Annotated in this window: 17 protein-coding genes; 9 read left to right on the top strand and 8 right to left on the bottom strand. The window is 65.8% G+C overall.

The genetic code is table 11. From position 1 onward, the window contains the following. Positions 1-23: 23 nt before the first annotated feature. The 4 genes from IFT55_RS14730 to IFT55_RS14715 all read right to left on the bottom strand — a co-directional run bounded on the left by IFT55_RS14730 (position 24) and on the right by IFT55_RS14715 (position 7440). On the bottom strand, positions 24-3284 hold the full coding sequence (locus IFT55_RS14730) for a hybrid sensor histidine kinase/response regulator (RefSeq protein WP_249403849.1): 3261 nt from the start codon (positions 3282-3284) through the stop codon (positions 24-26). Positions 3285-3440: 156 nt separating this feature from the next. Continuing rightward, the gene (locus tag IFT55_RS14725) at positions 3441-5108 is read right to left on the bottom strand and encodes an MFS transporter (RefSeq protein WP_192093105.1); all 1668 of its coding nucleotides are present in this window, start codon (positions 5106-5108) and stop codon (positions 3441-3443) included. A gap of 21 nt (positions 5109-5129) precedes the next feature. Further along, positions 5130-6629, bottom strand: a complete 1500-nt coding sequence (locus IFT55_RS14720; RefSeq protein WP_249403848.1) for a DcaP family trimeric outer membrane transporter — start codon at positions 6627-6629, stop codon at positions 5130-5132. 277 nt (positions 6630-6906) lie between these two features. Next, positions 6907-7440: a hypothetical protein gene (locus IFT55_RS14715; protein WP_192093104.1), complete on the bottom strand. Its 534-nt coding sequence runs from the start codon at positions 7438-7440 to the stop codon at positions 6907-6909. Between the two features lie 562 nt (positions 7441-8002). Between IFT55_RS14715 and IFT55_RS14710 the strand changes: the two genes are divergently transcribed. Next, on the top strand, positions 8003-8389 hold the full coding sequence (locus tag IFT55_RS14710) for a hypothetical protein (RefSeq protein ID WP_192093103.1): 387 nt from the start codon (positions 8003-8005) through the stop codon (positions 8387-8389). 242 nt (positions 8390-8631) lie between these two features. On the opposite strand, the gene IFT55_RS14705 is transcribed toward IFT55_RS14710, so the two are convergent. After that, positions 8632-9045, bottom strand: a complete 414-nt coding sequence (locus IFT55_RS14705; protein ID WP_192093102.1) for a PilZ domain-containing protein — start codon at positions 9043-9045, stop codon at positions 8632-8634. A gap of 273 nt (positions 9046-9318) precedes the next feature. On the opposite strand from IFT55_RS14705, the gene IFT55_RS14700 reads away from it, so the two are divergent. Then, the gene (locus tag IFT55_RS14700) at positions 9319-10551 is read left to right on the top strand and encodes a glycoside hydrolase family 27 protein (protein WP_342029325.1); all 1233 of its coding nucleotides are present in this window, start codon (positions 9319-9321) and stop codon (positions 10549-10551) included. A gap of 73 nt (positions 10552-10624) precedes the next feature. Then, positions 10625-11965, top strand: coding sequence for a glycoside hydrolase family 27 protein (locus IFT55_RS14695; RefSeq protein ID WP_192093101.1), 1341 nt, complete (start codon positions 10625-10627; stop codon positions 11963-11965). A gap of 56 nt (positions 11966-12021) precedes the next feature. Here IFT55_RS14695 and IFT55_RS14690 read toward each other — a convergent pair whose 3' ends face one another. Continuing rightward, on the bottom strand, positions 12022-12504 hold the full coding sequence (locus tag IFT55_RS14690; protein WP_192093100.1) for a GAF domain-containing protein: 483 nt from the start codon (positions 12502-12504) through the stop codon (positions 12022-12024). Positions 12505-13162: 658 nt separating this feature from the next. Here IFT55_RS14690 and IFT55_RS14685 point away from each other — a divergent pair. From IFT55_RS14685 to IFT55_RS14660, 6 genes are all read left to right on the top strand, one after another. Next, positions 13163-13630, top strand: coding sequence for an RNA polymerase sigma factor (locus IFT55_RS14685; protein ID WP_192093099.1), 468 nt, complete (start codon positions 13163-13165; stop codon positions 13628-13630). Further along, on the top strand, positions 13627-14460 hold the full coding sequence (locus tag IFT55_RS14680; protein WP_192093098.1) for a FecR family protein: 834 nt from the start codon (positions 13627-13629) through the stop codon (positions 14458-14460). The genes IFT55_RS14685 and IFT55_RS14680 overlap by 4 nt, the downstream gene beginning before the upstream one ends. A 106-nt stretch (positions 14461-14566) precedes the next feature. Beyond that, positions 14567-17587 carry a TonB-dependent receptor gene (locus IFT55_RS14675; protein WP_192093097.1) on the top strand — a complete coding sequence of 1007 codons (3021 nt, stop codon included), beginning with the start codon at positions 14567-14569 and terminating at the stop codon, positions 17585-17587. Further along, complete coding sequence (locus IFT55_RS14670) at positions 17575-19338, top strand: Ca2+-dependent phosphoinositide-specific phospholipase C (RefSeq protein WP_197976481.1); 1764 nt, start codon at positions 17575-17577, stop codon at positions 19336-19338. Before IFT55_RS14675 ends, IFT55_RS14670 begins: the two co-directional genes overlap by 13 nt. Before the next feature lie 366 nt (positions 19339-19704). Beyond that, a complete protein-coding gene (locus tag IFT55_RS14665) occupies positions 19705-22086 on the top strand; it encodes a TonB-dependent receptor domain-containing protein (RefSeq protein ID WP_192093096.1) in 2382 nt (793 codons plus the stop codon). Between the two features lie 77 nt (positions 22087-22163). Then, on the top strand, positions 22164-24311 hold the full coding sequence (locus tag IFT55_RS14660; protein WP_192093095.1) for a phosphocholine-specific phospholipase C: 2148 nt from the start codon (positions 22164-22166) through the stop codon (positions 24309-24311). A gap of 75 nt (positions 24312-24386) precedes the next feature. Here the strand turns inward: IFT55_RS14660 and IFT55_RS14655 are convergent, their stop codons facing one another. Both IFT55_RS14655 and IFT55_RS14650 read right to left on the bottom strand, forming a co-directional pair. Next, positions 24387-25808, bottom strand: a complete 1422-nt coding sequence (locus tag IFT55_RS14655; protein ID WP_192093094.1) for a sensor histidine kinase — start codon at positions 25806-25808, stop codon at positions 24387-24389. Next, positions 25805-26527: a response regulator transcription factor gene (locus IFT55_RS14650; RefSeq protein WP_192093093.1), complete on the bottom strand. Its 723-nt coding sequence runs from the start codon at positions 26525-26527 to the stop codon at positions 25805-25807. The genes IFT55_RS14655 and IFT55_RS14650 overlap by 4 nt, the downstream gene beginning before the upstream one ends. Positions 26528-26537: the final 10 nt, after the last annotated feature.

Genomic DNA, 26537 nt, shown 5'->3' with positions numbered 1-26537 from the left:
GGGTCGCCCGCTAGCGCCCGCGCTTAACCCCCGACCACTACGCCGAGCCATGCGTCCAGCGCGGAGGGATCGAGCGGCTTGGCAAGCAGCGCGACCCCCTGCGCTGCCGCGCGCCGTGCCAGCGCGGGATCGGGATCGGCGGTGACCAACGCCGCCGGACACGGCGGCAGCGCGGCGATCAGCGCCAGACCGTCGGCGTCCCCCAAATGGAAATCGACTAGAGCCACGTCATACGGTTCCGCCGCCATCGCCCCGGCGGGGTCTTTCGCGACGATTACGCCGTGTCCGCGCGCGCGCAGCATCGTCGCCATCGCATCGCGCACGCGGGCATCGTCGTCGACGATCAATATCCTGACCCCCGCCGCCGGAGATACCGGTCGTGCCGTCGGTCGCGCGACCACCGGCGGGGCCATTTCGGCGGACGGCAGGGTGAGCGCGAACCGGCTGCCGCGTCCGACCGTGCTGGTGAGCGTCAGCTCGGCGTCCAGCAGCCGCGCGGTCCGCTCGACGATCGCAAGGCCAAGGCCGATCCCCACGTCATTGCCGCTGTCCAGCCGTTCGAACTCGCCGAAGATCCGCTGCCGGTCCTCGGGGGGAATGCCGACCCCCGTATCCCACACCTCGATCACGACCGCTGCACCGCGCCGTCGTATCCCGACCAGCACGCCGCCGCGCGCGGTATAGCGGATGGCGTTCGACACAAGGTTCTGGACGATCGATCGGACCATCGTCGCATCGCTCGCCACGATCGCGTCGCCGGGGGCAAGACCAAGCCGCAGGCCGCGATCGGACGCCTGTTCGTCGAACCCGTCGATCAGGTCGCGCAGCATCGGCCGAAGCGCGAACGGCTTCACCACCGGCGTGATCCCGCCCGCGTCAAGGCGCGATATGTCGAGCAGCGCGCGCAGCAACCGTTCGGCGGCGACGATCGACTGGTCGACCTTGGCCGCCAGCGGATGCCCGCCCAGTTCGCGGTCGAGCGCGGCGGTGAACAGCCGCGCGGCGTGCAGCGGCTGGATCAGGTCATGGCTCGCGGCGGCGAGGAACCGCGTCTTGTCGGCGGTCGCGCGCGCCAGATCGGCGTTGACCGCCGACAATTCAGCGGTCCGCTGCGCCACCCGCGCTTCAAGGTCGATCCGGGCGGTTTCCAGCAGCTTGCGTGCCTGCGCCTCGGCGGTAACGTCGGAAAAGCACATCACATAGCCGCCACGCGGCATCGGCCCACCGATCGTCTTCAGAATACGGCCGTCGCTGCGCGTCCGTTCGAAACTGTGCGGCTGGCCGCGCCGGATGTTCGCCAGCCGGCGCGCGACGTGGCCGTCGATCTCGCCCGGGCCGCATTCGCCGCGCAACGCATTGAACGCGATCGCGTCGGCGACCGGTGCGCCGACACGGATCATGCCCGGCGGAAAATCGAACATCTCCAGATACCGGGTGTTCCACGCGACCAGCGTCAGGTCGCGATCGACGACACTGACTGCCGGATCGATATTCTCCAGCGTGGCGGCCAGCAGTCCCTGCGAGAATTGCAGGCTCTGGCCGCTCTCGTCCAGCATCTGCGCGACGTCGCGGGCAGACAGCGATGCGCCCGACAATGCGGACGCCACCAGCACTCGTGCGGACGGCGCGCCGACGACGCTGGCGACCAGCCGCTCGGCGGTACGCGCCCGCGCACGCGGCACGCCATCGGCGCCATCGGCGCCATCGGCATCGTCAGTCGCCAGCGCCGCGCGTGCTTTCTCCGCGCCCACGAAACGGGCGACGAAATCGACCAGCTCGCCCTGCGTCATCGACGGGCGGGCGGACCGGGCAGGATGCGGCAGAAACCCGATCCGTCCGACCCGCACCTGCCGCGCCGCCATCAGCGCGTGGACGAACAGGTTCGCGGCGAGGCTGGCCACCGCTCCGACGGCGATCGTCCCCATGCCGATCCTGTCGGCAACGCCGTGCAACGGCGTACCCCCACCCAGTGCGGGGACAAGGACCAGAAATGTCCACATCGCGAAACCGGTCGCCAGCCCGGCCTTCGCCGCTGGCGCGTCGCGCTGATCGCTGCCGACCGCCATGATCAATGCTGGCGCGAACTGCGCCATCGCCGCGAACGCCACCAGCCCCGTCCCCGCCAGCGTGACCCCGACCGGCATCGCGGCGGCATAGCCCAGCGCCACCGCCATCAGGACGACGATGACCGTGCGGCGCACGCGTAGCAACACGGTGCCGACGTCCGCTTCGCTGACGCTCGCAAGGCGACGGATCAGCAGGGGTGCCACGAGGTCGTTCGACACCATCGTCGACAGCGCGATCATCTCCACGATCACCATGCCGGTCGCGGCGGAAAATCCGCCGATGAAGACCAGCAGCGCCAATGCCCGGTTACCCGCCTGCAACGGCAGCGTGATGACGAGAACATCGGCAGCGCCCCCCGGCGCCAGCGTCAGTCCGGCCAACGTGATCGGCACGACCAGCAGGCTGAAGATCGCGAGATAACCCGCGAACGGCCAGCGCGCGCGGCGAATATCGCCCGCATCCTCGGCCTGCGTCACCGCCACATAGAATTGCCGGGGAAGACAGATGGCGGCTGCCCCCGCGAGCAGCGTCGTCACCACGAAATCTGCGGTCAACGACGTCGGCGTGAACAACCCGCCCAGCCGGTCGAGCGCTTCCCCACGCGCCACCGGTGGCGCATCGACGATCGTCAGCACTGCGAACAGCCCGATCGCAACGAAGGCGACCATCTTTACCACCGATTCCAGTGCGACCGCGAACAGCACGCCGGGGCTGTGCCCCGTCGCTTCGTACCGGCGCGTGCCGAACAACATCGCGAACAGCGCCAACACGACGGCGGTCGCCGCCATTGCCGGCAGCGATGCATGACCCGACAACAGGGCATAGGTCGCCCCGACGGAACGTAATTGCAGCGCCAGATACGGCACCGTCCCCGCCAGCGCGAGCAGGGTCACCAACGCCGCGACCCCCCGGCTCTTCCCGAATCGCGCACCGATCAGGTCCGACACCGACGTCGCGCCGACATGCTTGGCGACGACGATCAGCCGTTCGAGCCATCGTATCCCCAACGCATAGAGCAGGATCGGGCCGACATAGATCGGCAGGTACGACCAGCCGCCGATGCTGGCGCTGCCGACGGCGCCGTAAAAGGTCCAGCTGGTGCAATAGACGGTCAGCGACAGCGCATAGGCGGCCTGGCGCCAGCGGCGGCGGACCCCGTCCGATCCGACGCCGTCGACGCGGTGCGCGACGAGGAACAGCAGGACCGCATAGGCCAACGCGACCGCAAACAGGACTCCGCCGCTCAGCCGCTCGATCTCGCGTCTCCATCTGCCGGTCGGACCGGTCGATGCACGTTAGGGGGGCAGGACCACGAAGTCACCCTGCCCCGTCGCGTCCTCCCCGATGCACTCGCGCCAGGGAGGACGCGCAGTTCACGCGTTGATGTCCCGCTTGAACGTCTCGGGCAGGAACAGCAGCCCCAGCACCAGCGTGACGATCGCCAGCACGACCGGGTACCACAGGCCGTAATAGATATCGCCCGTCGCCGCGACCATCGCGAACGCCGTGGTGGGCAGGAACCCGCCGAACCAGCCGTTGCCGATATGATAGGGCAGCGACATCGACGTGTAGCGGATGTTGGTCGGAAACAGTTCGACCAGCAGCGCGGCGATCGGGCCGTAGACCGCCGTCACCAACAGCACCATGAAGAACAGGATTGCGATGACCAGCGGCGTGTTCATCCCCGCCGGATCATATTTCGGGGCATAGCCCGCCGCCGCGATCGCGGTCTTCAACTCTCCCTGATACGCTGCGATCGCCGCCTTGCGCGCCTCGCCCGTCACCTTCGCGGGATCGGGTGCGGTGAACGTTTGGTTCCCGATGCGAACCTGCGCGATCGTATTCGCCGGTGCCTCGACATTGGTGTAGTTGACGCCGTTCTTGGCAAGGAACGACTTCGCGATATCGCAGCTCTTGCTGTCGAACTTGTTGCGGCCGACAGGATCGAACTGGACCGAACAGTCGGCGTCGTGGCTGACCACGGTGATCGGCGACGCCGCCTGTGCCGCTGCCAGCGCCGGGTTCGCCGCCTGGGTCAGCGCACCGAACAGGGGGAAATAGGTCAGTGCCGCCAATGCGCAGCCGGTCATGATGATCGGCTTGCGGCCGATCTTGTCCGACAGCCAGCCGAAGATCACGAAGAACGGCGTACCCAGCGCCAGCGCAACCGCCATCAGCACGTTGGTCGTCGCGCCATCGACCTTGAGCATTTTTTCGAGGAAGAACAGCGCATAGAACTGGCCGGTGTACCACACCACCGCCTGACCCATAGCCGCGCCGAACAGCGCGATCAGCACGATCTTTAGATTGCCCCAACGCGCGAACGCCTCGGTCAACGGCGCCTTCGACGTCTTGCCCTCGTCCTTCATCCGCTGGAACGCGGGGCTTTCGGCGAGTTGCAGGCGGATCCAGAGCGACACGCCCAGCAGCACGATCGAAATGATGAACGGCAGACGCCATCCCCATGCCGCGAACGCTTCCTCACCCAACAGATAGCGCAGGCCGATCACGACCAGCAGCGCGGCGAACAGGCCGAGCGTCGCCGTGGTCTGAATGAAGCTGGTATACAGGCCGCGTCGGTTCTGCGGCGCGTGTTCGGCGACATAGGTCGCGGCACCGCCATATTCGCCGCCCAGCGCCAGCCCCTGGAGCAGGCGGAGGAACACCAGCATCAGCGGCGCGGCGACGCCGATCGAGGTATAGGACGGCAACAACCCGACCGCGAAGGTCGACAGACCCATGATCCCCATCGTGACGAGGAAGGTGTTCTTCCGCCCGACCAGATCGCCGATCCGGCCGAACACCAGCGCGCCGAACGGCCGCACTGCAAAGCCCGCCGCGAACGCGCCGAGCGCAAGGATGAACCCGGTCGTCTCGTTCACGCCTGAAAAGAATTGCGCCGATATATAGGTCGCCAGCAGTCCGTAGAGATAGAAATCATACCATTCGAACACGGTGCCGAGCGACGAGGCGATGATGACCTTCTTGTCGCTTTGAAATGTCGCGTCCTGATCGGACGTCTTGCCATGTGTCGTCGCCATCGCGCCGCTCTCCCCTAGAAATCAGAAACCATATTTGAATGCGAGTTCGAAGCGGTCGAGCGCGCCGCTGTCGCCGGACAGCAGTTCGCGAACCGCGTGACGATATTCCATGCCGATGTCGAAGCTCTTGGCTGGCGACCAGAACAGGTTGGCTGCACCGCCATAGGATTTGGCATTGGCCAGCCCGGTGACCAGGACGTTTTCCGGATAGTCGGCCGACTGATAGCTGCCCATGAAGGTCGAGCGTACGCGGTCGGTCCAGCCGATCTTCAGCGCGGCGAAGCCGGCGAAATTATCGATCCGTTCGAGCTGGCCGCCAGGTCCGCCGAAAATCGCGTCGGGGACATAGCCTAGCCCCAGATACCGTCCGATCCCCTGCCCGTAGGTCGCCATGAACCGCAGATCGTGGCGCTTGCCGAACGGGATCTTGCCCGAACCCGACACGCCCCACCCGAACGCGGTGTCGCCGGTGCCCAGCGTATCCGTGCGCAGTTCGCGCGCGATACTCGCCAGCACGAAATCGCCCAGCCCCGACTTCCAGTTGATCCGCGCGACGACGTCCGGCAACCGGTCGTCGTCGGTATCGACCAGCGCGGCATTGGTCGGCAGCGCGGTCTGCGTCTCGGGGTTTTCCGCGGCGACCTGCAGCGTCAGCCCGGGGCGCAGCGGAACCGTATAGCGGATCAGCGCCTGACGGTTGAACACCGTCCCGTCCAGCGGACCGGCGAAATCGGTCGTTTCGGGCAGCACCGCAAGGTTCTGGAACGTCGACCATTCCTGCCCGACCAGCAGATTACCATATTCGATGAACCCGCGACGGAACGTCGGGACATAGGGGTTGGTGGCCCGTTGTGCGCCGACCGGGGCGGCAGCCAGCGCGAAATCGAACTCGATCAGCGTCTTCGCCTCGATGCCGTTGACCGGCGTAGCGGTGCTGAACACCAGCCGCGTCTGCCGCGCGGAGAACAACAGATCCTCGCTGGAAAAACCGCCGCCGACCGGGATCTGTTGCGAAAGGAAGAACTCCTTGCCCAGCCCACCGACCGCGACCTCGCCGTCGCTGTAGCGGCTGCCGATGACGTTCAGCCGGACGAAGCCGCCAAGCTTCACCGTCGTATTGCCCATGCGGAACCCATCCGACGGTGCGGCCGATGCGGTGCCGGTCGCCACGCTGTTCGCGGTCGCCCGCCCCGCCACGCCGCCGCTCGCTGCCTGCGGATTGACCGCCTGCGTCGATGGGGCAGCGGTCGCAACGGGACCTGTGGCGCTCGAAACCGGCGGCTGTGTAGCGATCGCAGGTGCCGGACCGGTCGCGGCGGCGCGACGTTCGGCCAGTTCGGCGCGCAGATCGCCGACAGCCTGTTCCAGCAGCTTCAGCCGCGCTTCCAGTTCCGCCTCGCGTGCACTGGGGGCATCGGCAGACGGAGCCGTCTGCGCGTTCGCCGACGCCGCGGCGAACAACGCAACGGTCGATCCCGTATACAACAGCCTCCGCGCCGCGCGCCGTACGAAACCGGCCATTCACTTTTCCCCCGCGTGACGGTTTACCCTGTCGTCGGGGGATATCATCGTACCCTAGCCGGGGTAAGCGCGACAAACGTCGTAGATCGGCCAAAGCCGATCATTCCAGAAGGGTCCCGCATATCCTGAAACCTGCCGTTCTTGGTGCAAGAATCAAAAATTTTGCGTCAAACGGTGCGTCCGCCAGACCGGCCCGAACCTCCGATTGCGGACTTGGCATGCAGTGACAAACCGTCGTTATGGCCATTGCCGCGACACTCATATCCGAGGTCGCAAATCAAGGCTCGACAGCGGCCCATATCGCGACAAGTTGGTGCGCGCGCTTAGTCATTGCCCGCCAGCCGGGAAGATCGTCCTCGCGAAACCATAATTTGACGAGCGGCTTGCCGGGCCGTTGGCTGGACGCTTGGCAATATTGTGGTCGATCGGCAGGTAGATACGCACATTCGATCGCTACCTGCTGACCCGGCTCCAGCGATACGTAGAGCTCGGTGGGCACATAGCGGTGCTCCGGCGGCGTCCTCATCTCGAGACCAAAGCGCGTGCCGCCCGCCTTGGAATAGCGAGACCACGTGTTCAGCGAACTACCATCAACCCGGCTCCGGACATACCCTTCCGGGGCCCAGCCGACAGTACCAACTACCATGCCCGGCGAAGCCGGAGATAGATCTCCAGCTGCCGAGAAATCAGCCAGATGGGCGATGAACGGCACCATCGACGTGGCCGCTTCGGACCTCGCGTCGGGCCAGTATTTCGGCGGCAGGTAAGCGCGCGGGACCAGCAGCCGGAAGCGCAGGTCTTGACCCTTCATGTCCTGCGGCTGTGGCCCCACCAGGAAGCGCTGCACGCCTTCGGAAGGAGCTGCGCCCCCAGCGCCGCTGTCGCATCCCGTCATGACCAAGCCGGCTGAGATGAGGCATATTGGGCCTGCTAGACCCAATAGTAGACCCAGAGGGAGCGCCTTTGATTCAACCATCGCGCCAGTTTTGACAGATGCTAATTGCGAAGTTCTGAATGTCAGCTAGCTGCTCGACCCAAGCATGATACAAAATTCACAGTTTTTGCATTGGTCAAAAAATGGCGGAGAATCGGGCCATCGGCGATGCAACACTCTGATGCGTCTCGCGCGCATACCCAGCGTCCGCTTTACGATGGTGAGGTTCCGAAAGCGGTCGGACCGCGCTCTAACACTTGCGGACATTCGCACGGTGAGGCGGCCTCCACGGCGCGAAGGTAAGAGTGACAGCGAACCGTACGAGGCGCCCCGTACCGCCAAGGCTCACCCCACCGTCTTGCCCCACCCGGCGCGTCGTCCGCCCACAATCGTCGTGACGTGACCCCGGGAACCCGGCCTTAACCGCTTCCCGCTACGCATGGCGAAGACAAGCTTTGGAGATGCCACCGTGACAGCCGTGAACGCCGGACCCGACCTGCTGATGAAGTCGGCGTCGAACGCCCTTGCGGCCCTTGAGCAGGCGACCGATGGCAAGGAAGCGGCGTTGCTGACGGAGACCACGGTCGGGAGCCTTCAGGCGCTGCGGCTCGTCATCGATCATCTGAAGGACGAAGTGGTCAGCCTGCGCAAAGGTGCCACTACCCAACACGACGCATTGCGCCGCATCGCCGATCTGAAGGTCCGCAGCGCCGGGGATTTTATCGCGGCCAGCCGGTGGAAGGAACTGACGGCCGAATTGCAGACCCTCGCCCAGACCGCGCTGGAACAGGACGGCAAGCCCGCTTCGCAGGGGCCAAGAAACTGACGGTCCATCAACGCTCGGCGGCACCGGCCTTCCGGTTGCATAATGATAGCCAGAACCTGTGCCCGCAATCGCTGGCTTCCGGGCATCGTCCGAATGCCGATCGCTTCGCTGGTCTTCGGGACAGGTTCGGGGCAGCGGCACGGCAGGGCCGATATCCGTGAATGTCGATCGGATGCAGCGAACGCACCGCGCCGCGCCGATCGGACGGCAGGCTGGCGATCCCGTTCGATCGTAGGTGATCGTCAGGGCTTGCCGCGATACGGGCTGTTGAGATCCCTGATCCATCCGGCGGTCGGGACGATGCCGGACGCCGGTTTCGGGATGGGATCGGCGACCTTCGGCGCAACCGCGGCCTTGCTGCGTGCCTGATCCGGGTCGATCGGCACGGCGAACTTGAGGCCGGCCCATCCGTCCCGCACCCACGCGACCGTCGCGCCGACGGCCTGCAGGTTTCCGACGGTCACCACCACGGTCGCTCCCGCCTGCAAGCCGACCGCCTGATCGATCCGCATTCCCCCGACGGACAGGTCGCGCACGCGATGCTTGGTCGCGGCGCCACCGCCGAACCGTTCGAGAGTCGCGTTCAGGAACACGCTCTGCCGCGGCTGTCTCGCCTGCCGGGATGCGTCGTTCGTCGGCTCCGGGTCACTCGTCATGGACGGAAGATGGAAGATCGCGGCCGATGCTGCAATGCGGTTGCACGATCAATTTTACGGGAAAGCGTGGCCGGTCAGCAGCATGCCGAACATCGTCGACGCCCGGGAACGTGAAAATGTCAGATCGGAGGGTGCCGCGTGCGTCGCTTAACGACCCCGTTTGCATGGCTGCCGCACACCGTCGCAATCATCGGACAATTCGACAGTTGGCTGCTGGTGCAACGTACCGGAATGATGCAGACGCGATGTACACCGGAACGGAGAGGTTCAGACGTGTCGAAAAAATCGTTGCTTCGGATGCTGCCCGCCATCGTACTGCTGCACGCGGCGCTTCCCGTGTCGGCGCAGGAAGTCCTCGATCCCGATCCGAATACGCTGGCACCATCGAAGGACCCGCGACGTACCGCCAACGGACTGGCGCAGACGCCGCCGATGGGCTGGAACAGCTGGAACAAGTTCGCCTGCAAGGTGGACGAAGCCACCGTCCGCGCGACCGCCGACGCCATCGCGACGAACGGGATGAAGGACGCGGGCTATCGCTATGTCGTCGTCGACGATTGCTGGCATGGCAGCCGCGACGCCAACGGCTTCATCACAGAGGACAAGACGCGGTTTCCCGGCGGCCTGAAAGCGCTGTCGGATTACGTTCATGCCAAGGGGCTGAAGTTCGGCATCTATTCCGATGCCGGCACCAAGACGTGCGGCGGCCGTCCGGGAAGTCAGGGATACGAATATCAGGACGCGCTGCAATATGCGCGCTGGGGCGTCGACTATCTCAAATATGACTGGTGCTCGACCGGCGTCCGCAATGCAGAGGAAGCCTATGCGCTGATGTCGGACGCGCTGCGGGCGTCGGGCCGCGATATCCTGTTCTCGATGTGCGAATGGGGCAATTCGAAGCCGTGGCTGTGGGCATCGAAGATCGGCAACATGTGGCGCACGACCGGCGACATCACCGACAAGTGGCAGGGCAAATACAACTATAGTTGGGGCGTGGTGTCGATCGCCGACATGAACGAGCCGTTGTGGCCCTATGCCGGACCCGGCCACTGGAACGACCCGGACATGCTGGAAGTCGGCAATGGCGGGCTGACCGATACCGAATACCGATCGCACTTTTCGCTGTGGGCGATGATGGCCGCGCCGCTGATCGCGGGCAACGACGTCGCCAACATGGATGCGGCGACCCGCGCGATCCTGCTCAACACCGATGTGATCGCGGTCGATCAGGACCCGGCGGGCATGCAGGGCCATCGCGTGTGGAAGGATGGCGACCGCGAAGTGTGGTCGAAGCCGCTGTCCGACGGCGGCCGCGCGGTGCTGCTGTTCAATCGCGGCGATGCCCCCGCGACGATCGGTGCCGACTGGACCATGCTTGGACTGCCGCGATCGGTGCGCATGCAGGTGCGCGATCTGTGGGCGCACAAGGATCTGGGCAAGCGCGCGGGCCGGTACGAGGCGACGGTCGCGCCGCACGGCGTGGTCATGGTCCGACTGAAGTCGTGATCGACGTTGGGTCGCCGGTGGTGCATGCTGGCGACGCACCGCCGGTGCACGACCGGGCCGATGGAGACAAGCAATGTCGTTGAACCGACGCGATCTGATGATTGCCGGCACCGCTGCGGGAACCGCGCTTCTCTCCGGCCCACGGATCGCCGCCGCACAGTCGCGCGCGCCGCTCGCGCCGACGCCGCCGATGGGGTGGAACAGCTGGAACAGCTTCGCCACCACCATCACCGAGCCGCAGGCGCGTGAAACCGCCGCTATCATGGCCGAAAAGCTGCTGCCGTTCGGCTACGACATCTTCACGGTTGATATCCAGTGGTATGAGCCGGGCGCGTCCAGCTACACCTACAGCAGCGATCCGGTGCCGACGATGGACGGCTATGGTCGGCTGCTCCCCGCGCCGAACCGTTTCCCGTCGAGCGCGGGCGGACGCGGCTTCGCGCCGCTCGCCGCCAGCGTCCACCAACTGGGTCTGAAGTTCGGTATCCACCTGATGCGCGGGATTCCGCGACTGGCGGTCCGGCGCAACCTGCCCATATTCGGCACGTCCCATCGCGCCGCCGATATCGCGGACACGCGCAGCATCTGTCCGTGGAACCCGGACATGTACGGCGTCGACATGACCCGGCCCGGCGCGCAGGCCTATTATGACAGCGTGTTCCGGCTGTACGCCGGATGGGGCGTCGATTTCGTCAAGATGGACGACATGAGCCGCCCCTATGATGCCCATGCGCCCGAAATCGAGGCCGCACACGGCGCGATCGGCGCAACCGGGCGGCCGATGCTGCTCAGCCTCTCGCCCGGCGAAACCCCGGTTTCACGCGCGGAACATGTCGCTCGTTTCGCGCAGATGTGGCGGATCAGCGACGATTTCTGGGACGAATGGCCGATGCTGGAGGCACAGTTCACCCGGCTGGAAAACTGGAACCGGTGGCGTCGCCCCGGCGCGTGGCCGGATGCCGACATGCTGCCGCTCGGCCGCCTCGCGCTGGGAAAGCGCGACACGCTGTTCACGCCGGACGAACAGCGGACGTTGATGACATTGTGGTCGATCGCGCGGTCGCCGCTCATCATGGGCGGCGACCTCCGTTATCTGGACGCGCCGACGCTGGCGTTGCTGACCAATCGGGACGTGCTGGCGGTCAATCAGTCGAGCAGCGACAACCGCCCCCATTTCATCGCGGACGACACCCGCATCTGGTCGGCGCGCCCGGAGCAGGGATCAGGCCGCTACGTCGCGCTGTTCAATACCGCCAAGGCCGAGGCGGAGATCGCGATCCCGTTGCGCGAACTGGGATTGAGCGGCGCGCAGTCGGTTCGCGACCTATGGGCGGGAAAACCGGTCGAGCCGGCGTCCGGCCGCCTCGCCCGGCGCATACCTGCTCATGGCGCGGGCCTGTACCGGGTGGGGTAGCCGGGTTCGGCGTCGATATCCGCTGCCCGCCGGCGGGAGCGGATCACCCGATCATTTCAGGACCGCACCAGCCGTTCGATCTCCCGGGCACGGATCAGCAGCACGGTCGGATCGAACGGGTCCGTGCGCGGCGTGGGATCGGCGATGCACAACGCACCCAGCGCGTAGCCGTTGCGATCGACGATCGAAACACCGGCATAGAACCGCACATAGGGCTGGCCGGTAACCGTACGAAAATCGGCGAATCGTCCGTCCGCCGTCGCGTCGGGAACGATCAGGGGTTCGCCGGGGCGCTGAATGGTAACCGCACAGAAGGAGTCTTCGATCGACGTCTCCTGGATATCGGTGCCCACCGCGCCGAGCAGTATCTGTCGCCGACCCATGATGATCGACAGGCCGGCCAACGAGCTTCGATACTGCGCGGCGGTGAACGCGACGACCGACGCCAGTTCGGGATCGCGGATGCGTTTCAGAACACCGCTCCGATGGACGGCCAGATCCCGTTCGTCGTCGCTCTCGCGCACGGATATCGAACGCATATTGGAATCGGACCAGTCCGGACGAACGCTGTGTCTTGATTGCTGATGCTGCATACGCATCCCGCCTCGCCGAATATATGTAACGACAACAGGCGGAAACCGCCCGTCGCCCGGTAACTTGGCCAATACCGAAATATTGATTAACGAATAGTAAAGCCCAACTGTACGGACGAGACTGTTGGGTCGTTTTACTTGGCGGGCAAAGCATCGGGTGAGTTGAGCCTTACCCACCACGTACGGGGGACCAGACCGGACCTCTGCATTGGATTCGCACGAAACATTGCAGTCGCGACCTTGCAACCGGAAGAAAGCGGCTCGATCACAATGGTAACTGCCCCGTTTCGAAAGACCGTGGAATTCGGCTTCAACATCTGAACGTCGTTAAGATCGTACCTCAAAGGCCAAAGACGGCATTGAAATCATTGTACATCTGGACCGCGTGCCATGGAACGATCCAGTTCGCGTCATCGCATTGGCGTCCGGTACGATGCGTCTACGCGCCGTCCTCGTCCCCCCGGATGTCACGCCAGCTTCACGAAGCCTCCCTAACGCACCGGCCGGGATGGGCGGAATCATGATCGTGGCGTCGACGGGTGCAGGTAGGGGCGAAATGTTGGCGGATCGCGCCCGACGGAGCGAATCCGCGCTGCACGGCGCGTTGCATCGCTTCGTCCTGGGGTCGATCCGCGATCATGCCGACAGCGACGACCTGGTCCAGGAAACCTTCGTCCGGCTCTATGCCTATCGAGGCCAGAAGACCGTCGAAGACGTCTCCGCGTTCTGCTTCGCGATCGCGCGCAATCTCATCCGGGGCCGGTTCCGGCGACATCGATCCGCGCCCGACCTGACCGATGCGTCCGAAGACCTGATGTGCCTGCAGCCCTGCGCGCTGGAAACGATGATCTACCGCCAGCGCGTCGCCGTGCTCGCCGCCGCGATCGAGGCGATGCCGCCTCTGCGGCGCGAGGTGTTCCTGCGTCGGCGGCTCGATGGCGATGCCGCCGCGACGATCTCGCGCGATCTCGAACTCTCGACGGCGGCGATTGAAAAGCATGTATCACGTGCGATCGCGGACCTGCGCCGCGCGCTCGAACGACGCGGATTATGGATCGGCGATCCGGCATGACCCATCGGCGCGATACACCGCTGGATACCGATCCCGCACTGGCGGAAGCACTGGCGGGCTGGCGGACGCAGGGACGGCTGTCCGACGAAGCGGTGCGTAATTTGCGATCACGCCGCCGCCGGGTCGTCACAAGCGGCGCGGGAAGCGCTGCGGCGATACTGCTGACGATCGGAATGTTCAGCGCATCGCCGCCAGCGTCCCCGGACAGGGTCGCAAATCTACAGACCGGGCGGGGTGAGACGCGCACCATCCGACTGCCGGATGGCACGAAAGTACGGCTGGAGGGTGCTACCCGTCTGTCGGTGCGATATGGCGCCGGCGCGCGGGCGGTGATGCTGGCGGACGGCGCGGCAATGTTCGACGTGACGCACGACCCGGCGCGTCCCTTCACCGTCCGTGCGGGCGACGGTGACGTGCGGGTGCTGGGCACCGCGTTTCGCGTCGACCGGACCCCGGGACGGATGGCGATCGAGGTCCATCGCGGCGCAGTACGATTGTCGGCGCAGCGCGACGCTCGCAGCGAACGCATCCCGGCCGGCTGGGCAGCCCAGGTCGTCGCGGGACATGTCGGCAGGCCCGCACGGTTCGACATGGCAGGGCGCTCGGGCGAATGGATCGACACCGACGGACTGCGACTGGGCGATCTGGTCGCTATCCTGAACCGCGGACCGGGGCGGCGGATCCTGCCGCCGCCCCCTGCTCTCTCTGAGATGTCGATCAGCGGCCGGTTCCGCACCGACGATCCACGATCATTGTTGGGGTCACTAGGTATGTCCTACGGATTCTCCGTGATAATTCACGATGACACGCTACGCTTGTCACCAATCTGAAACATATCTGTCTCCTATATTTCTTATAATTTATTTGTCCGGTCCATGGATATTATCCGTCTTGTTCCTTGGGGAAGCCGCAGAAGGCTCCGAAGGGGAAACAGACATGCGTAGTTCGAACATCACGAAGACCGCAGTTGCAGCGTTGCTTGCAACCGTAGCGATACCCGCACCGGCGGCGACGGCGCAGACCGTCGCGGCGTGGCACGCGCCGGCCGCCTTTGCTATCCCGGCGGGCGACCTGCGACAGGGCCTGTCCGCCTTTTCGCGTGCGACCGGACTTCAGGTGATCGTCGCACCGAAGGACGTGGCGGGACGACGGTCCACAGCGGTGTCAGGACGGATCGCGGCGCGCACCGCATTGGCGACGATGCTGCGCGGCACCGGTCTGACCGCGCGGCTGCACGGCGGGCTGATCGTTCTGAAACCCGGCGTCGCAACGCCCGAGGCGCCGACGCGCCCCACGCCGGTCGCTGCCGTTGCTCCGGCGGTCGTCGCGCAGGATCTGCCTGTCGAGGAAGCGCCCGGCGAGATCGTCGTTACCGGTCTGCGCAAAAGCCTTGAAAGCGCCGCTGTCGCACGTCGCGACGCGATCGGCCTGACCGACAGCATCTTCGCCAAGGACATCGCCGCCTTTCCCGACACCAACGTTGCGGAAAGCATCCAGCGCATTCCCGGCGTGCAGATCACCCGCGACGCGGGCGAAGGACGGCAGATCGCGGTGCGCGGCCTGAACGCCGACTTCACCCGCGTCCGCCTGAACGGCATGGAGGCGCTGGCGACGACCGGCACCACCGACCAGCGCGGCGCGGTGAACCGGTCGCGGTCGTTCGACTTCAACATCTTCGCATCCGAGCTGTTCAGCCGCATCGACGTGGTCAAGGCCCGCTCGCCCTCGCTGGACGAAGGCGGCATCGCCGCGACGGTCGATCTGCACACGTTGCGCCCGTTCGACAATCCCGGCTTCCACGTCGTCGCATCGGGGCAGGCATTCTGGGCGACGCGCACCGACGATGTCGGCCCGCGCGCCGCGCTGGTGGTGTCCAAGACGACCGATGACGGCGTATGGGGCGGGCTGATCTCGGCTGCCTATTCGCGCCGGCAGGTGATCGAGGACGGCCACCAGACGCTGCGCTGGGCCAGCGGCGGCTGGAACCTCGCCAACGTCGCGAGCACGGTCGACCCGGCCACCCGCGCCCGGCTGAACGGCACCGGTCCCGATCGCCTGTTCTACCCACGCACGCCGCGCTATTTCATCTTCGACCACGACCAGAAGCGGCTTGGCTTGACCGGCGCGTTCCAGTTCCGGCCCAGCGACGCGCTGCACGTCGACCTCGACCTGCTGTACGCGCACCTCAAATCGAGCCGGCTGGAATATTTCCTCGATTCCCAGTCGTTCAGCCGGACCGACGCGAACGGCCTGCCCCAGACGACGATCAAAAACATCGTGGTCGAGGGTAACGACATCGTCGCGGGCGAGTTCGGGAATGTCGACAACCGTGCCGACAATCGCCGCGACCTGAACGACACCAAGTTCCACCAGATCGCGCTGACGACGACGTGGAAGCCGACCGACCGGCTGACGATCGACATGCTCGCCGGCATGGAGGGTTCGGATTACCGGGTCGACACGCGCACCCTGCAATTGCTGACCAACAACCGCGATTTCAGCTACGACTATCGCGCGAACGACCGCGTGCCGGTGATGGGCTACGGCTTCTCGCTGACCGACCCGTCGGCGATGCAGCTCGACCTGTACCGCCCCCGCGTCAACGTCGTCGACAACGACTATCGCATCGGCAAGCTGAACCTCACCTGGCGGGCAAACGACGCCGTCACGATGAAGGGCGGCGGCAGCTTCACCCGCTACGTCTTCGACACCGCCGATTACGGACAGGACGTGACCAGCGTGCGCGGGCGCGGGGTCGCCGATCTGGTCCACACGACCTCGCCCTACACCTTCGGCAAGGCGCTCGACCTGCCCGAAGGAAGCCCCAGCGAATGGCTGTACATCGACTTCGACAAGGCATTGCCGCTGATCGATCCCACCAACACCGCCCTCACCCGCAACCGCGAAAACGACCGGCGCGTGAAGGAAGAGGTGCTGGCCGGCTATGCCCAGCTCGACCTGACCGGGCAGATCGCCGGGCTGACGGTGCGCGCCGATGCTGGCGTGCGTGTAGCCCGGACGCGAACGACCGCGACCGGCGCGGTGATCGTCGGCGGCGTCGCGCAGGCGGTGACGTTCGAGCGGGAATATACCGACTGGCTGCCCTCCGCGAACATGGTCGTCGAACTGTCGCCAAAGGTACAGGTGCGCGCCAGCGCCAACCGCAACATCACCCGGCCGACGCTGACGTCGCTGACGCCGGGCGGACAGGTACAGGTCAACACCCGCACCGTGTCGGTCGGCAACCCGGACCTTGAGCCGTTCCGGGCGGACTCGCTCGACCTCGCGCTGGAATTCTATCCGTCGCGCGACGGGTTCTTCGCGATCGGACCGTTCTACAAACAGATCGGCAGCTTCATCACCAACCAGACTACCGAACAGACCTATGCCGCATCGGGCTATCCGATCGCGTTCCTGGGTAACCAGAGCGTCGCCCAGCCCGACAGTCTTTTCCTGTTCACCCAGCCGGTCAACGGCAAGGGCACCAGCCTGAAGGGACTGGAAGTGATCGCGCAACAGGCGTTCACCTTCCTGCCCGGCGCGCTGCGTCATTTTGGCGGGATGGCGAACTATACCCTGACCAGCTCCGACACCGATTACGCGCTGAACGCGACGACCAGCGTCCGCAAGCCGCTGATCGGCCTGTCGCGCCATTCGGCCAACGCCACGCTGTACTATGAGACGCCGGTCTATGGCGGGCGCGTGTCGGGCAATTACCGGTCGCGCTATCTGACCGCCGTGCCGGGTGCGAACGGCAACGACATTGCCGGGGTCAACGCCGCGACCTATGTCGACGCCTCGCTGTTCTGGAACGTCACGCCGCGCTTGACCGTGACGCTGGAGGGCGTGAACCTCACCAACCAGGCGGAAGACCAGTTCGTCGACAGCTCGGACCGGGTGAGCAGCTATGCACAAAGTGGCCGCCAGCTGCTGGCGGGCGTGCGGTGGCGGATGTGAATATCGGCGCACGAATAGCGCTGACGGCAACGGCGCTGGCGGCTTCGGCCGCCGCGCCGGCGCAGGAGCGCGTACGACTGAACGATATCGTCGCGGTGGGAACGCACAACAGCTATAAACAGGCGGTCCCGCCCGACGACATGGCTCGGCTGATCGCTGCCGATCCGCGCGCCGTCGCGCTCGACTATGCGCATCGCCCGATCGCGGAACAGCTTGATGCGGGGATGCGCCAGATCGAGCTGGACGTATATCGCGACGACGCGGGCAGCCTGTACGCGCAGGCGGGCGACGACCCCGCGATGACCGCGCCGGGGTTGAAGGTGATGCACATGCCCGGGATCGACCGGCGATCATCCTGCGTGACGTTCGTGGCGTGCCTGCGCACGGTGCGGGCGTGGTCGGACGCGCACCCGGATCATGTGCCGATCCTGATCCTCGTCAACGCCAAGGACGATGCGACCCCGCTCGCGCCAGCGCCGCGCCGCTTCGACGCGGCCGGTTTCGACGGGATCGATGCGGAAATCCGCAGCGTGTTCCCGACCGACCGGATCGTCACGCCCGACAGCGTGCAGGGCCGCGCCCCGACGTTGCGCGAGGCCGTGCTGGCCGGCGGCTGGCCGACGCTCGATCGCGCGCGCGGACGGGTGATCTTCGCGCTGGACGAGGGACCGGCGAAGGTCGCGCTCTATCGTGGAACGCGCCACTCGCTCGAAGGCCGCGCGATGTTCGTCAACACCGACGAGGCGTCGCCAGCTGCGGCCTATCTGACGCTCAACGATCCGGTCGCGCAGCGTACGCGGATCGCGGCAGCGGTGCGCGCCGGGTTCCTCGTACGCACCCGCGCCGACGACGGCACGCGGGAGGCACGGGCGAACGACACCAGCCGTCGCGATGCGGCGCTGGCCAGCGGTGCCCAGTATGTCTCGACCGACTATCCATGGCCCGATCGCCGCTTCGGTCCGTATCGCGTCCTGCTGCCGGGCGGGGCCGCCGCGTCGTGCAACCCAGTGCGGTCGGCGTGGCGGTGCGGGTCCGTGCCGCAGGAGCGCGTCGGCGGCTATCTGGACGCCGCGAGCCGGCCCGACCTGACCCGAATCCTGCCGGGACCGCCCGCGCCCGGCACATCTGCGGCGCAGGCCGATGCCGGGGACTTCGCGACCACGCGCACGCTGGCGGGCACCGCACGGTGGCGACAGGCGCAGGCGGACGTGTCCGACGACCTGCCGGCGCGGTTCCGCGAAGCGATCGGCTTCGCCATCGACCTCGACCGCCTGCCGGGACTCGCGCGGCTGCTCGCGCGCTTCGGGGCAGATCGGTCGGCGGCGGTGTCGGCGGCGAAACGGCACTGGCAATCGCGACGGCCGTTCGTCGGCAACACCTTGCCCATCTGCGAACCGCGCACCGAAGCATTGGCGGCCAATGGCGACTATCCCTCGGGCCACACCGCCAGCGGCATGGCCTTCGCGCTGCTGATGGCCGAATTGCTGCCCGACCGCGCCACCGCCATCCTCGCGCGGGGTCGCGACTATGCCGACAGCCGGCGCATCTGCGGATCGCATTCGGCCAGCGCCGTGCAGGGCGGGCTGCTGGCGGCGGCTGCGGTCGTCTCGGCCGCGCATGCCTCTGCCGGGTTTCGCGAAGACCTGATCGACGCGCAGAACGAACTGCTGGCAGCGCGGAACCAGGCGAAGGCGTCGTCGGATCGCACCGACCGTATCTCGACGTCACCGCTCAAGTACGCACCGCAATGACCCCACTGACGATGCCTTGTCGTGGGGCGAAACGATTGAAATATAAGCCTTGATCCACTAGCAGAGGATTGTTGGTCGGGGATACCGTCGAAGTCGTCGTGCCTGGAAACAGCGCTGAACGGGTGTTACCTCCCGCATGAATCGCAATGCTGCACGATCCCCGCGCCTCCAGCAGCGCGATGGGACGGGCGGTACGATCCGACTGCACTTCGGTACGCCCCGTGACGACTGCGCACGATCGTCGGACAGGCCAAAGAAGTCCCAAAAGAACCGGCCATAACGTCACATCCACGTCACACGGCATCGCCAGAGGCGTTGCGGCAAAGAGGCCGGCCCCGAAAGGGATTACGGCTCCAGGGAGATCACATGAAGACCGAATTGATGGGGGCTGCGATCCTGGCGATCGTGGCAGCAACGCACGCGCACGCACAAACCGGACCGACGAACGTAGCAGCGCCGGTGACGGCGGAATCGTCAGCGCCGCAGACGGGCGACGTGCAGGCCGACGATATCGTCGTGACGGGTCAGTCGACCGCGTTTGCCAACACCCGCGTCACCGCGGCGATGATCGAACGCCAGTCCGCGCTCGCCAGCGTAAACGACGTCATCAACGAATTGCCGGGCGTCTTCGTCGCGGAAGGCGACGCCTTCGGCTCGTCCGATTGGGCGACCTCGATCAGTATCCGTGGGTTCAACAGCGGCGGGGGCGGTGGGCAGCAGATCGGCTCGACGATCGACGGCTTGCCCAACGGCGGGTCGGGCTATGGCGGGGGATCGCGCGCCAATCGCTATCTGGACGTGCTCGATCTCAAGACGGTGAACGTGTCGCAGGGAACTGCCGATATTTCGTCGCGGTCCAACGAAGCGCTCGGCGCCACGCTGGACTATGTGACGTCCGATCCCGCGTCGACCAGCCGGCTCCGCTTCACGGGAGCGGCCGGCGATTTCAGCGCCCGCAAATTCTACGTGCGCGGCGATACCGGTCAATTCGCGCCTGACATGCGCGCCTATGTCAGCGCCTCCACGTCGCGGGTACGCGACTGGATCGGCGGATCGGGCGAGACCCGACGCGATCACATCGATGCCAAACTGATCGGACGCGCGGGTGCCGTCGATCTGACGGCCTTCGCATCCTATGACGACGCCAACGAAGCCGAATTCGGGTCCGTGTCCCCCGCACAGTTCGCGAACGATCCGAACCACGACGCCTATACCGACACATGGACCGGTTTGCCCTATGTCGATCAGGGCTATCGCTCGACCTCCCGCGCGCTGCGCAGGAACCTGTTCGGCTATCTGAAGGCGCGGACCGGGCTTGGCGAGGTCAAGCTTCAGGCGGCGGCATATTATCACCGGATGCGCGGCCGTGGCGACTTTGCGCCGCCCTATCTGGTCGACGCCCGAAACGACGGTGCCGGCAATCCCGAAAGCGAATATGTCGGCGGTGCCACGGTGCGGGGGAGCGCTGCGCTCGGCCGGATCTATTTCGTCACGCCCACCGGTGCGGCGGCGACGCTGGTCGCCGGCTGTGCCGGGGCGGGTGGCGTGCCGGCCGAATCTTCGCCCGCCTGCTACGCGTCCGACGCCACGCCGATCATGTCCTACCGGCATACGCATTACGAGAATGACCGCTTCGGTTTTACGAGCGATCTGGACTGGCAGCATGATTTCGGCGTCGTACAGAACCAGTTCCGCGTCGGCTTCTGGTTCGAACACAGCCGCGCCAACCAGCTGCGCGACTGGCACAAGATCACGAACGCACGGGTTGGTCCGGCATTCGATGGCACGCCCTATTACGTGCAGTTCAGCACCGACTACGGGCTGGACGAGGTCATGTATTACGCCGAAGACGCGTTGACCTATGGGCCATTGACCGCGCGGTTCGGCATCAAGCAGTTCTTCCTCGACCAGAGCCGCACCGAATTGCTCGGCGACCGCAGCGCGACGTCGATCCAGTCGCATTCCGATCCGTTGATCAATGCCGGTTTGACCTATCAGGCACCGATCGAAGGCATGGAGCTGTTCGCCGGCTATTCGCAGAACTTCGCGGCGATCGGCAACGGCCCGCTGGGCCAGCCCGCCGAGACGATCCGCAACCTGCGCCCCGAAACCGCCAACAATATCGAGATCGGCGCGCGCTACAGCACCGGTCGCATCCAGGCGTCGCTGACCGGCTATGACATCAAGTTCAAGAACCAGATCGTGTCCATCTCGTCGAACCTCGTCACCGGGATCGACTATCTGGAACAGCAGGACAGCGTTTATCTGAACGTGGGCGGCGTCAAGAGTCGCGGGATCGAAGCGGCCCTGGCCTATCGCATCCTGCCGCCGCTGACCTTGTCGGGCAGCTACACCTACAACCACTCGACCTATATCGGCACGGGTAACGCGGCGCAGGATGCCGACGTCGGCGTGACGCCGGGCCAGCAGGTCATCAACTCGCCGCGCACGATGTGGGTCGCATCCGCAGACTATAGGACGTCGATGTTCAAGGCCGGCGTCGCCACCAAATTCGTCGGCGATCGCAACATCGATACCGAGGGGACGGCGAAGGCCGCGAGCTTTACGCTCGTCAGCGGATATGTCGGGGTCGACCTCGACGCGGTGAGCGAGCAGTTGCGCGGAGTATCGCTGACCGTACAGGCGACCAACCTTACCGATCAGCGCTATCTTGCCGGATCGGATGGCGGATCGGCGTTTCTCGGGACGCCGCGCACGGTGACGGCTTCGCTGTCGCTCGACTTCTGACGATATCGATTGGCTGACACGGGGCACGATCCGGGCGTAGCGTCCGATCGTGCCCGATCGTCTGTGGGAACATCCGGATGACCGACGTCTCGCGTCGTACACTGCTGGCTTCCGGCCTGACGGCGGCGACCTTGTCCGCGCTGCCCGCGTCGATCGCGCGGGCGGCATTGATCGCACCCGATGTGAAGACGGGATCGATCATGGATGTCGAGCATGTCGTCATCCTGATGCAGGAAAATCGCGGGTTCGATCATTATTTCGGCTCGCTGCGTGGCGTTCGCGGCTTCGCGGACCGGCTGCCCATTCCAGTGCCGGCGGCGGACGGGACCGGGATCGCGCCCGTCTGGTGTCAGCAGGACCGCACCGCGCCAGGCGGCGCACGCACGGTGCTTCCGTTCCACCTTTCCACCCGCGCCAATTTCGATCTGATGCGGATGGAGGGCACACCGCATAGCTGGCCCGATGCGCAACGCGGCTGGGACGACGGTCGAATGGCACATTGGCCGGAGGCGAAAAGCCAGCGTGCCATGGGGCATTACCGACGCGAGGATCTTCCGTTCCAGTTCGCGCTGGCGGAAGCCTTCACCATCTGCGACGCCTATCATTGTTCGGTGCAGACCGGCACCAACACCAATCGCCTGTTCCTGTGGACGGGGACCAACGATCCTGCCGGCACGCATGGCGGCCCGGCGATCGGCAATTCGCACGACAGCTTTCCCGACGACGGCGGCGACCCCGAACCGTATCGGTGGACGACGGTGGTCGAGCGTTTGCAGGCGGTCGGGATCGACTGGCGCATCTATCAGGACATGGCGGACAATTTTACCGACAATCCATTGGTCGGTTTCGACGTCTTCCGCTCGGCGCATGGCAGACGCGGCGGCGGGGAAGCGGGCGATGGCGTAGCGTTGCGCGACCGTGCGCTGACCACACGCGGGCTGGATGCGCTGCGGGCCGATGTCCGCGCAGGAACGCTCCCGCAGGTTTCGTACGTCATCGCCACCGCGAAAGGCTCCGAACATCCCGGCCCATCCAGCCCGGCACAGGGGGCGGCCTATACCGCCGACGTGCTCGATGCCCTGACCGCCGATCCCCGCGTCTGGGCAAAGACGGTCCTGCTCGTCATGTTCGACGAAAATGACGGGTTCTTCGATCACGTACCGCCGCCGGCACCGCCATCGCGGACGGCGGATGGCAATTTGCTGGGCGGATCGACCGTCGATCTTGCCGGCGCCTATCATCTGCTGCCGAGCAGGGGCGACGCAACGATCGACCTGCCCGCCTATCGCGGCCGGGCCTATGGTCTGGGGCCGCGCGTGCCGATGTACGTCGTGTCGCCGTGGAGCCGAGGCGGATGGGTGAACTCGCAAGTGTTCGACCACACGTCGGTGATCCGCTTCCTCGAACAGCGGTTCGGCTTCCATGAACCCAATATCGCGCCGTGGCGGCGGGCGGTCTGCGGTGACCTGACGTCCGCATTCGACTTCACCGTCGCCGATCCCGCGCCCTTCGCCGATATCCCTGATCCCCGCAACGACGCCGCGCGCGCGTCCGCGATACCGAAGCAGATCCGGCCGCAGGCGCCCGCGATATCTTCCCTGCCATGGCAGGAACCCGGCATCCGCCGTTCCCGGCCTTTGCCCTATGCGCTGACGGTGCGCGCAACGATGTCCGGCGAAACGGTGCGGCTGCATTTCGCTGCGGGCGCCGGTGCGGCAGCGGTGTTTCACGTCTATGACCGGACCAACCTCGCCCTGCCCCCCCGCCGCTTCATCGTCGGACCGGATCGCGTGCTCGATGACGGATGGCGGTTCGATGCAACCGGACGGTACGATCTCTGGGTTCTGGGGCCGAACGGGTTCCACCGCCATTTCGCCGGTCACAGGGATGACGCGCCGGAACTGACCCGTCTGACGTGGACCGTGGATGCCGACGACCTCATCCTGCGATTGCCCGATGGCCATCGGGCGTACGGGCTGACCGCACGGACCGAGCGGATAGATGCGCCGGCCGAACCGGAACGCCTGAACGGTTCGCGGCGTCGCTGGGCGCTGCGGGACAGCTTCGGTTGGTACGACGTGACGATCTCGTCGACGACGGTTCCCGGTTTCCTGCAACGCGTAGCGGGACGGTTCGACGTGGCCGGCCGCGCGACCTGCAGCGATCCGTTTTCCTCGACCCGTCCCGCATTATCGGCAGAGGCGGTCCCTCGGACGGTGACCTGAACAGGTTTTGCGCATCACACCGCCATCGAATGATCGATCGGCGATCCCGCGACACGATCGTTTCCCTATGATCGCCTAGGCATCCGGTTCGTCGTCCGGACGCAACGCATCACGGATATCGACGCGGAATACGGTGCCTCCGCCCGCCGGGGAGGCGGCGTCGATGACGCCCCCGTGAAACGCCACGACCTCTCTGGTCAGCGCCAGCCCCAGTCCCGATCCGGCGCGGTTGGAGGGATGTTTGACGAAGGGATCGAACAGATAGTCGCGGATGGCGGGGGCGATGCCCGGGCCACCGTCGATGACGCGGACTTCCCCGTCGCGACCGATCGCGACGGTCACCGGCATCGAGGGGTCCGACACCGACGCGGCGTTGCGCAGCAGGTTGAGGATCGCCACGCCGAACAGCGACGCATTGCCGCTCGTCACCTGCCAGACCGTCTCCCCTTCCTGTTGCAGGCGGAAGCGGTGGCCCGGAAACTCGTCGCGCACGTCGTCGATCGCGTCCTCGATCGCGCCCAGCAGCGGGAAGTCGTGCCGTTCCCCCTGCCGGTACTGGATCCGCATCAGGTCGAGCAACTGGTTGGTGATGCGCGACAACATCTGCACATCATGTTTGACGTCGTCCTTTTCCGGCGAATCCTCCAGCGCCTCCAGCCTTACCCGCAGCACCGCCAGCGGCGTGCGCAGTTCATGCGCCGCCGCCCCGAGGAACAGCCATTGCCGTTCGTAATCGGCGCGCACCCGTGCCGCCTGCGCGTTGATGATGCGCGCCAGCGGCCGTACCTCGAGCGGGAACCGCTCGACCGGCATCTCGATCCGGCCGCCATCGAAATCGAACCCCCGCACCGCCGTCCGGACGCGGCGGAAGGCGCGGAACGTCAGCAGCCCCGCCGCCGCGAACAGCAGCACGCCCAGCATCAGCGCATTGCCATACCCCGTCATCATGCCCAGCAATCGCCCGGCAAAGGTCGCATCCGGCTGGTCCGGCGCGATCGTGACGACATGGCGCAGATTCTGTAGTTCGAGATAATAGCTGGCGGCGCCGCAATCATTGTAGATCACGAACCGTCCGCCCGACCGCCGCGTCGCCGGACGCTTCAGCGACGACAACTGGCAGATCTGGAGGCCGCTCAGTCCCGCCGGACGTGCTCCCAGCCGTCGGAACTCGCGTTCCAGCGTCTGCGAAGCGGGCATGTTACCGCCCGTATGACCATTGCCGCGAATGAAGAACCGGAAGTCGGGGTTCCGCGCGATCGTCCGCCGGACCATGTCGGATGCCATGAACGATCGGTGGTCGAAACCATCGCGGTGATTGTTCCCGACGAGCTGGATCGCGAGCATGTCGTATCCCGCTTCGAGCACCAACGGCGCCGCGCGACTGAGCCGGTCGACCTGCATGGCCAGCAGTGCGGAAAGAAGCAGCAGCGCCATGGCGAGCAGCGCGACCTGCGCCACGATCGACGATCCTACCACCCGCAGGGCACGCACGATCATCCGCGCACCGCCCCCGCCACGCCGTTTCGCTCCGACGCGGCCGCACCGTCCGCCGCTTCCAGCCGATAGCCCAGTCCACGGACGGTCTGCACGAGCAGCGTCGCCCCTTCCTGCCGCAATTTCTGACGCAGCCGCGAAATGTGCGATTCGATCGAGTTGGATTCGATCTGGATATCGAACCCGTACAGCGCCTCCTCGATATCGTGGCGCTGGACGATCCGTCCGGCGCGCGTGAACAGCACCTCCAACAGGAAATGTTCGCGACGGCGGGCGAGCAGCGGCTGGTCGTCGATGAAGAACTCGCGCGTATCCTCGTCATAGGTGACGTTGCCGATCCGCTGCCGCCGGCGCGCGATTCCCGCCGGGTGGCGCAGCGCCACCCGGATCCGGGCGATCAGTTCGTCGGGTTCGAACGGTTTGACGATATAATCATACGCCCCCAGCTCCAGCCCTTCGATCCGCTGCGGGGTCCGGTTCAGCGCCGACAGCACGATGAACCGGTTGGGGCGGGCGATGCGGTTGCAGAAGTCGATCAACTGCAACCCGTCGCCGTCGGGCAAGGTGCGGTCGAGCAGCACCGCATCGTACACGAACCCCTGAATCGCGGCGCGGGCCTGCGACAGGTCGGGCACGACGTCGACAATGAACGCGTGCCGCGTCAGCAACTTGGCCAACGCCTTGCACATGCTCGGCTCGTCCTCCACCAACAACAGCCGCATTCACGCCCCC

This window comes from Sphingomonas sp. CFBP 13720, assembly GCF_014842075.1.
GTDB lineage: Bacteria > Pseudomonadota > Alphaproteobacteria > Sphingomonadales > Sphingomonadaceae > Sphingomonas.
The sequence above is the reverse complement of the archived record's forward strand: the minus strand, read 5'-3'. Positions and strand labels throughout refer to the sequence as shown.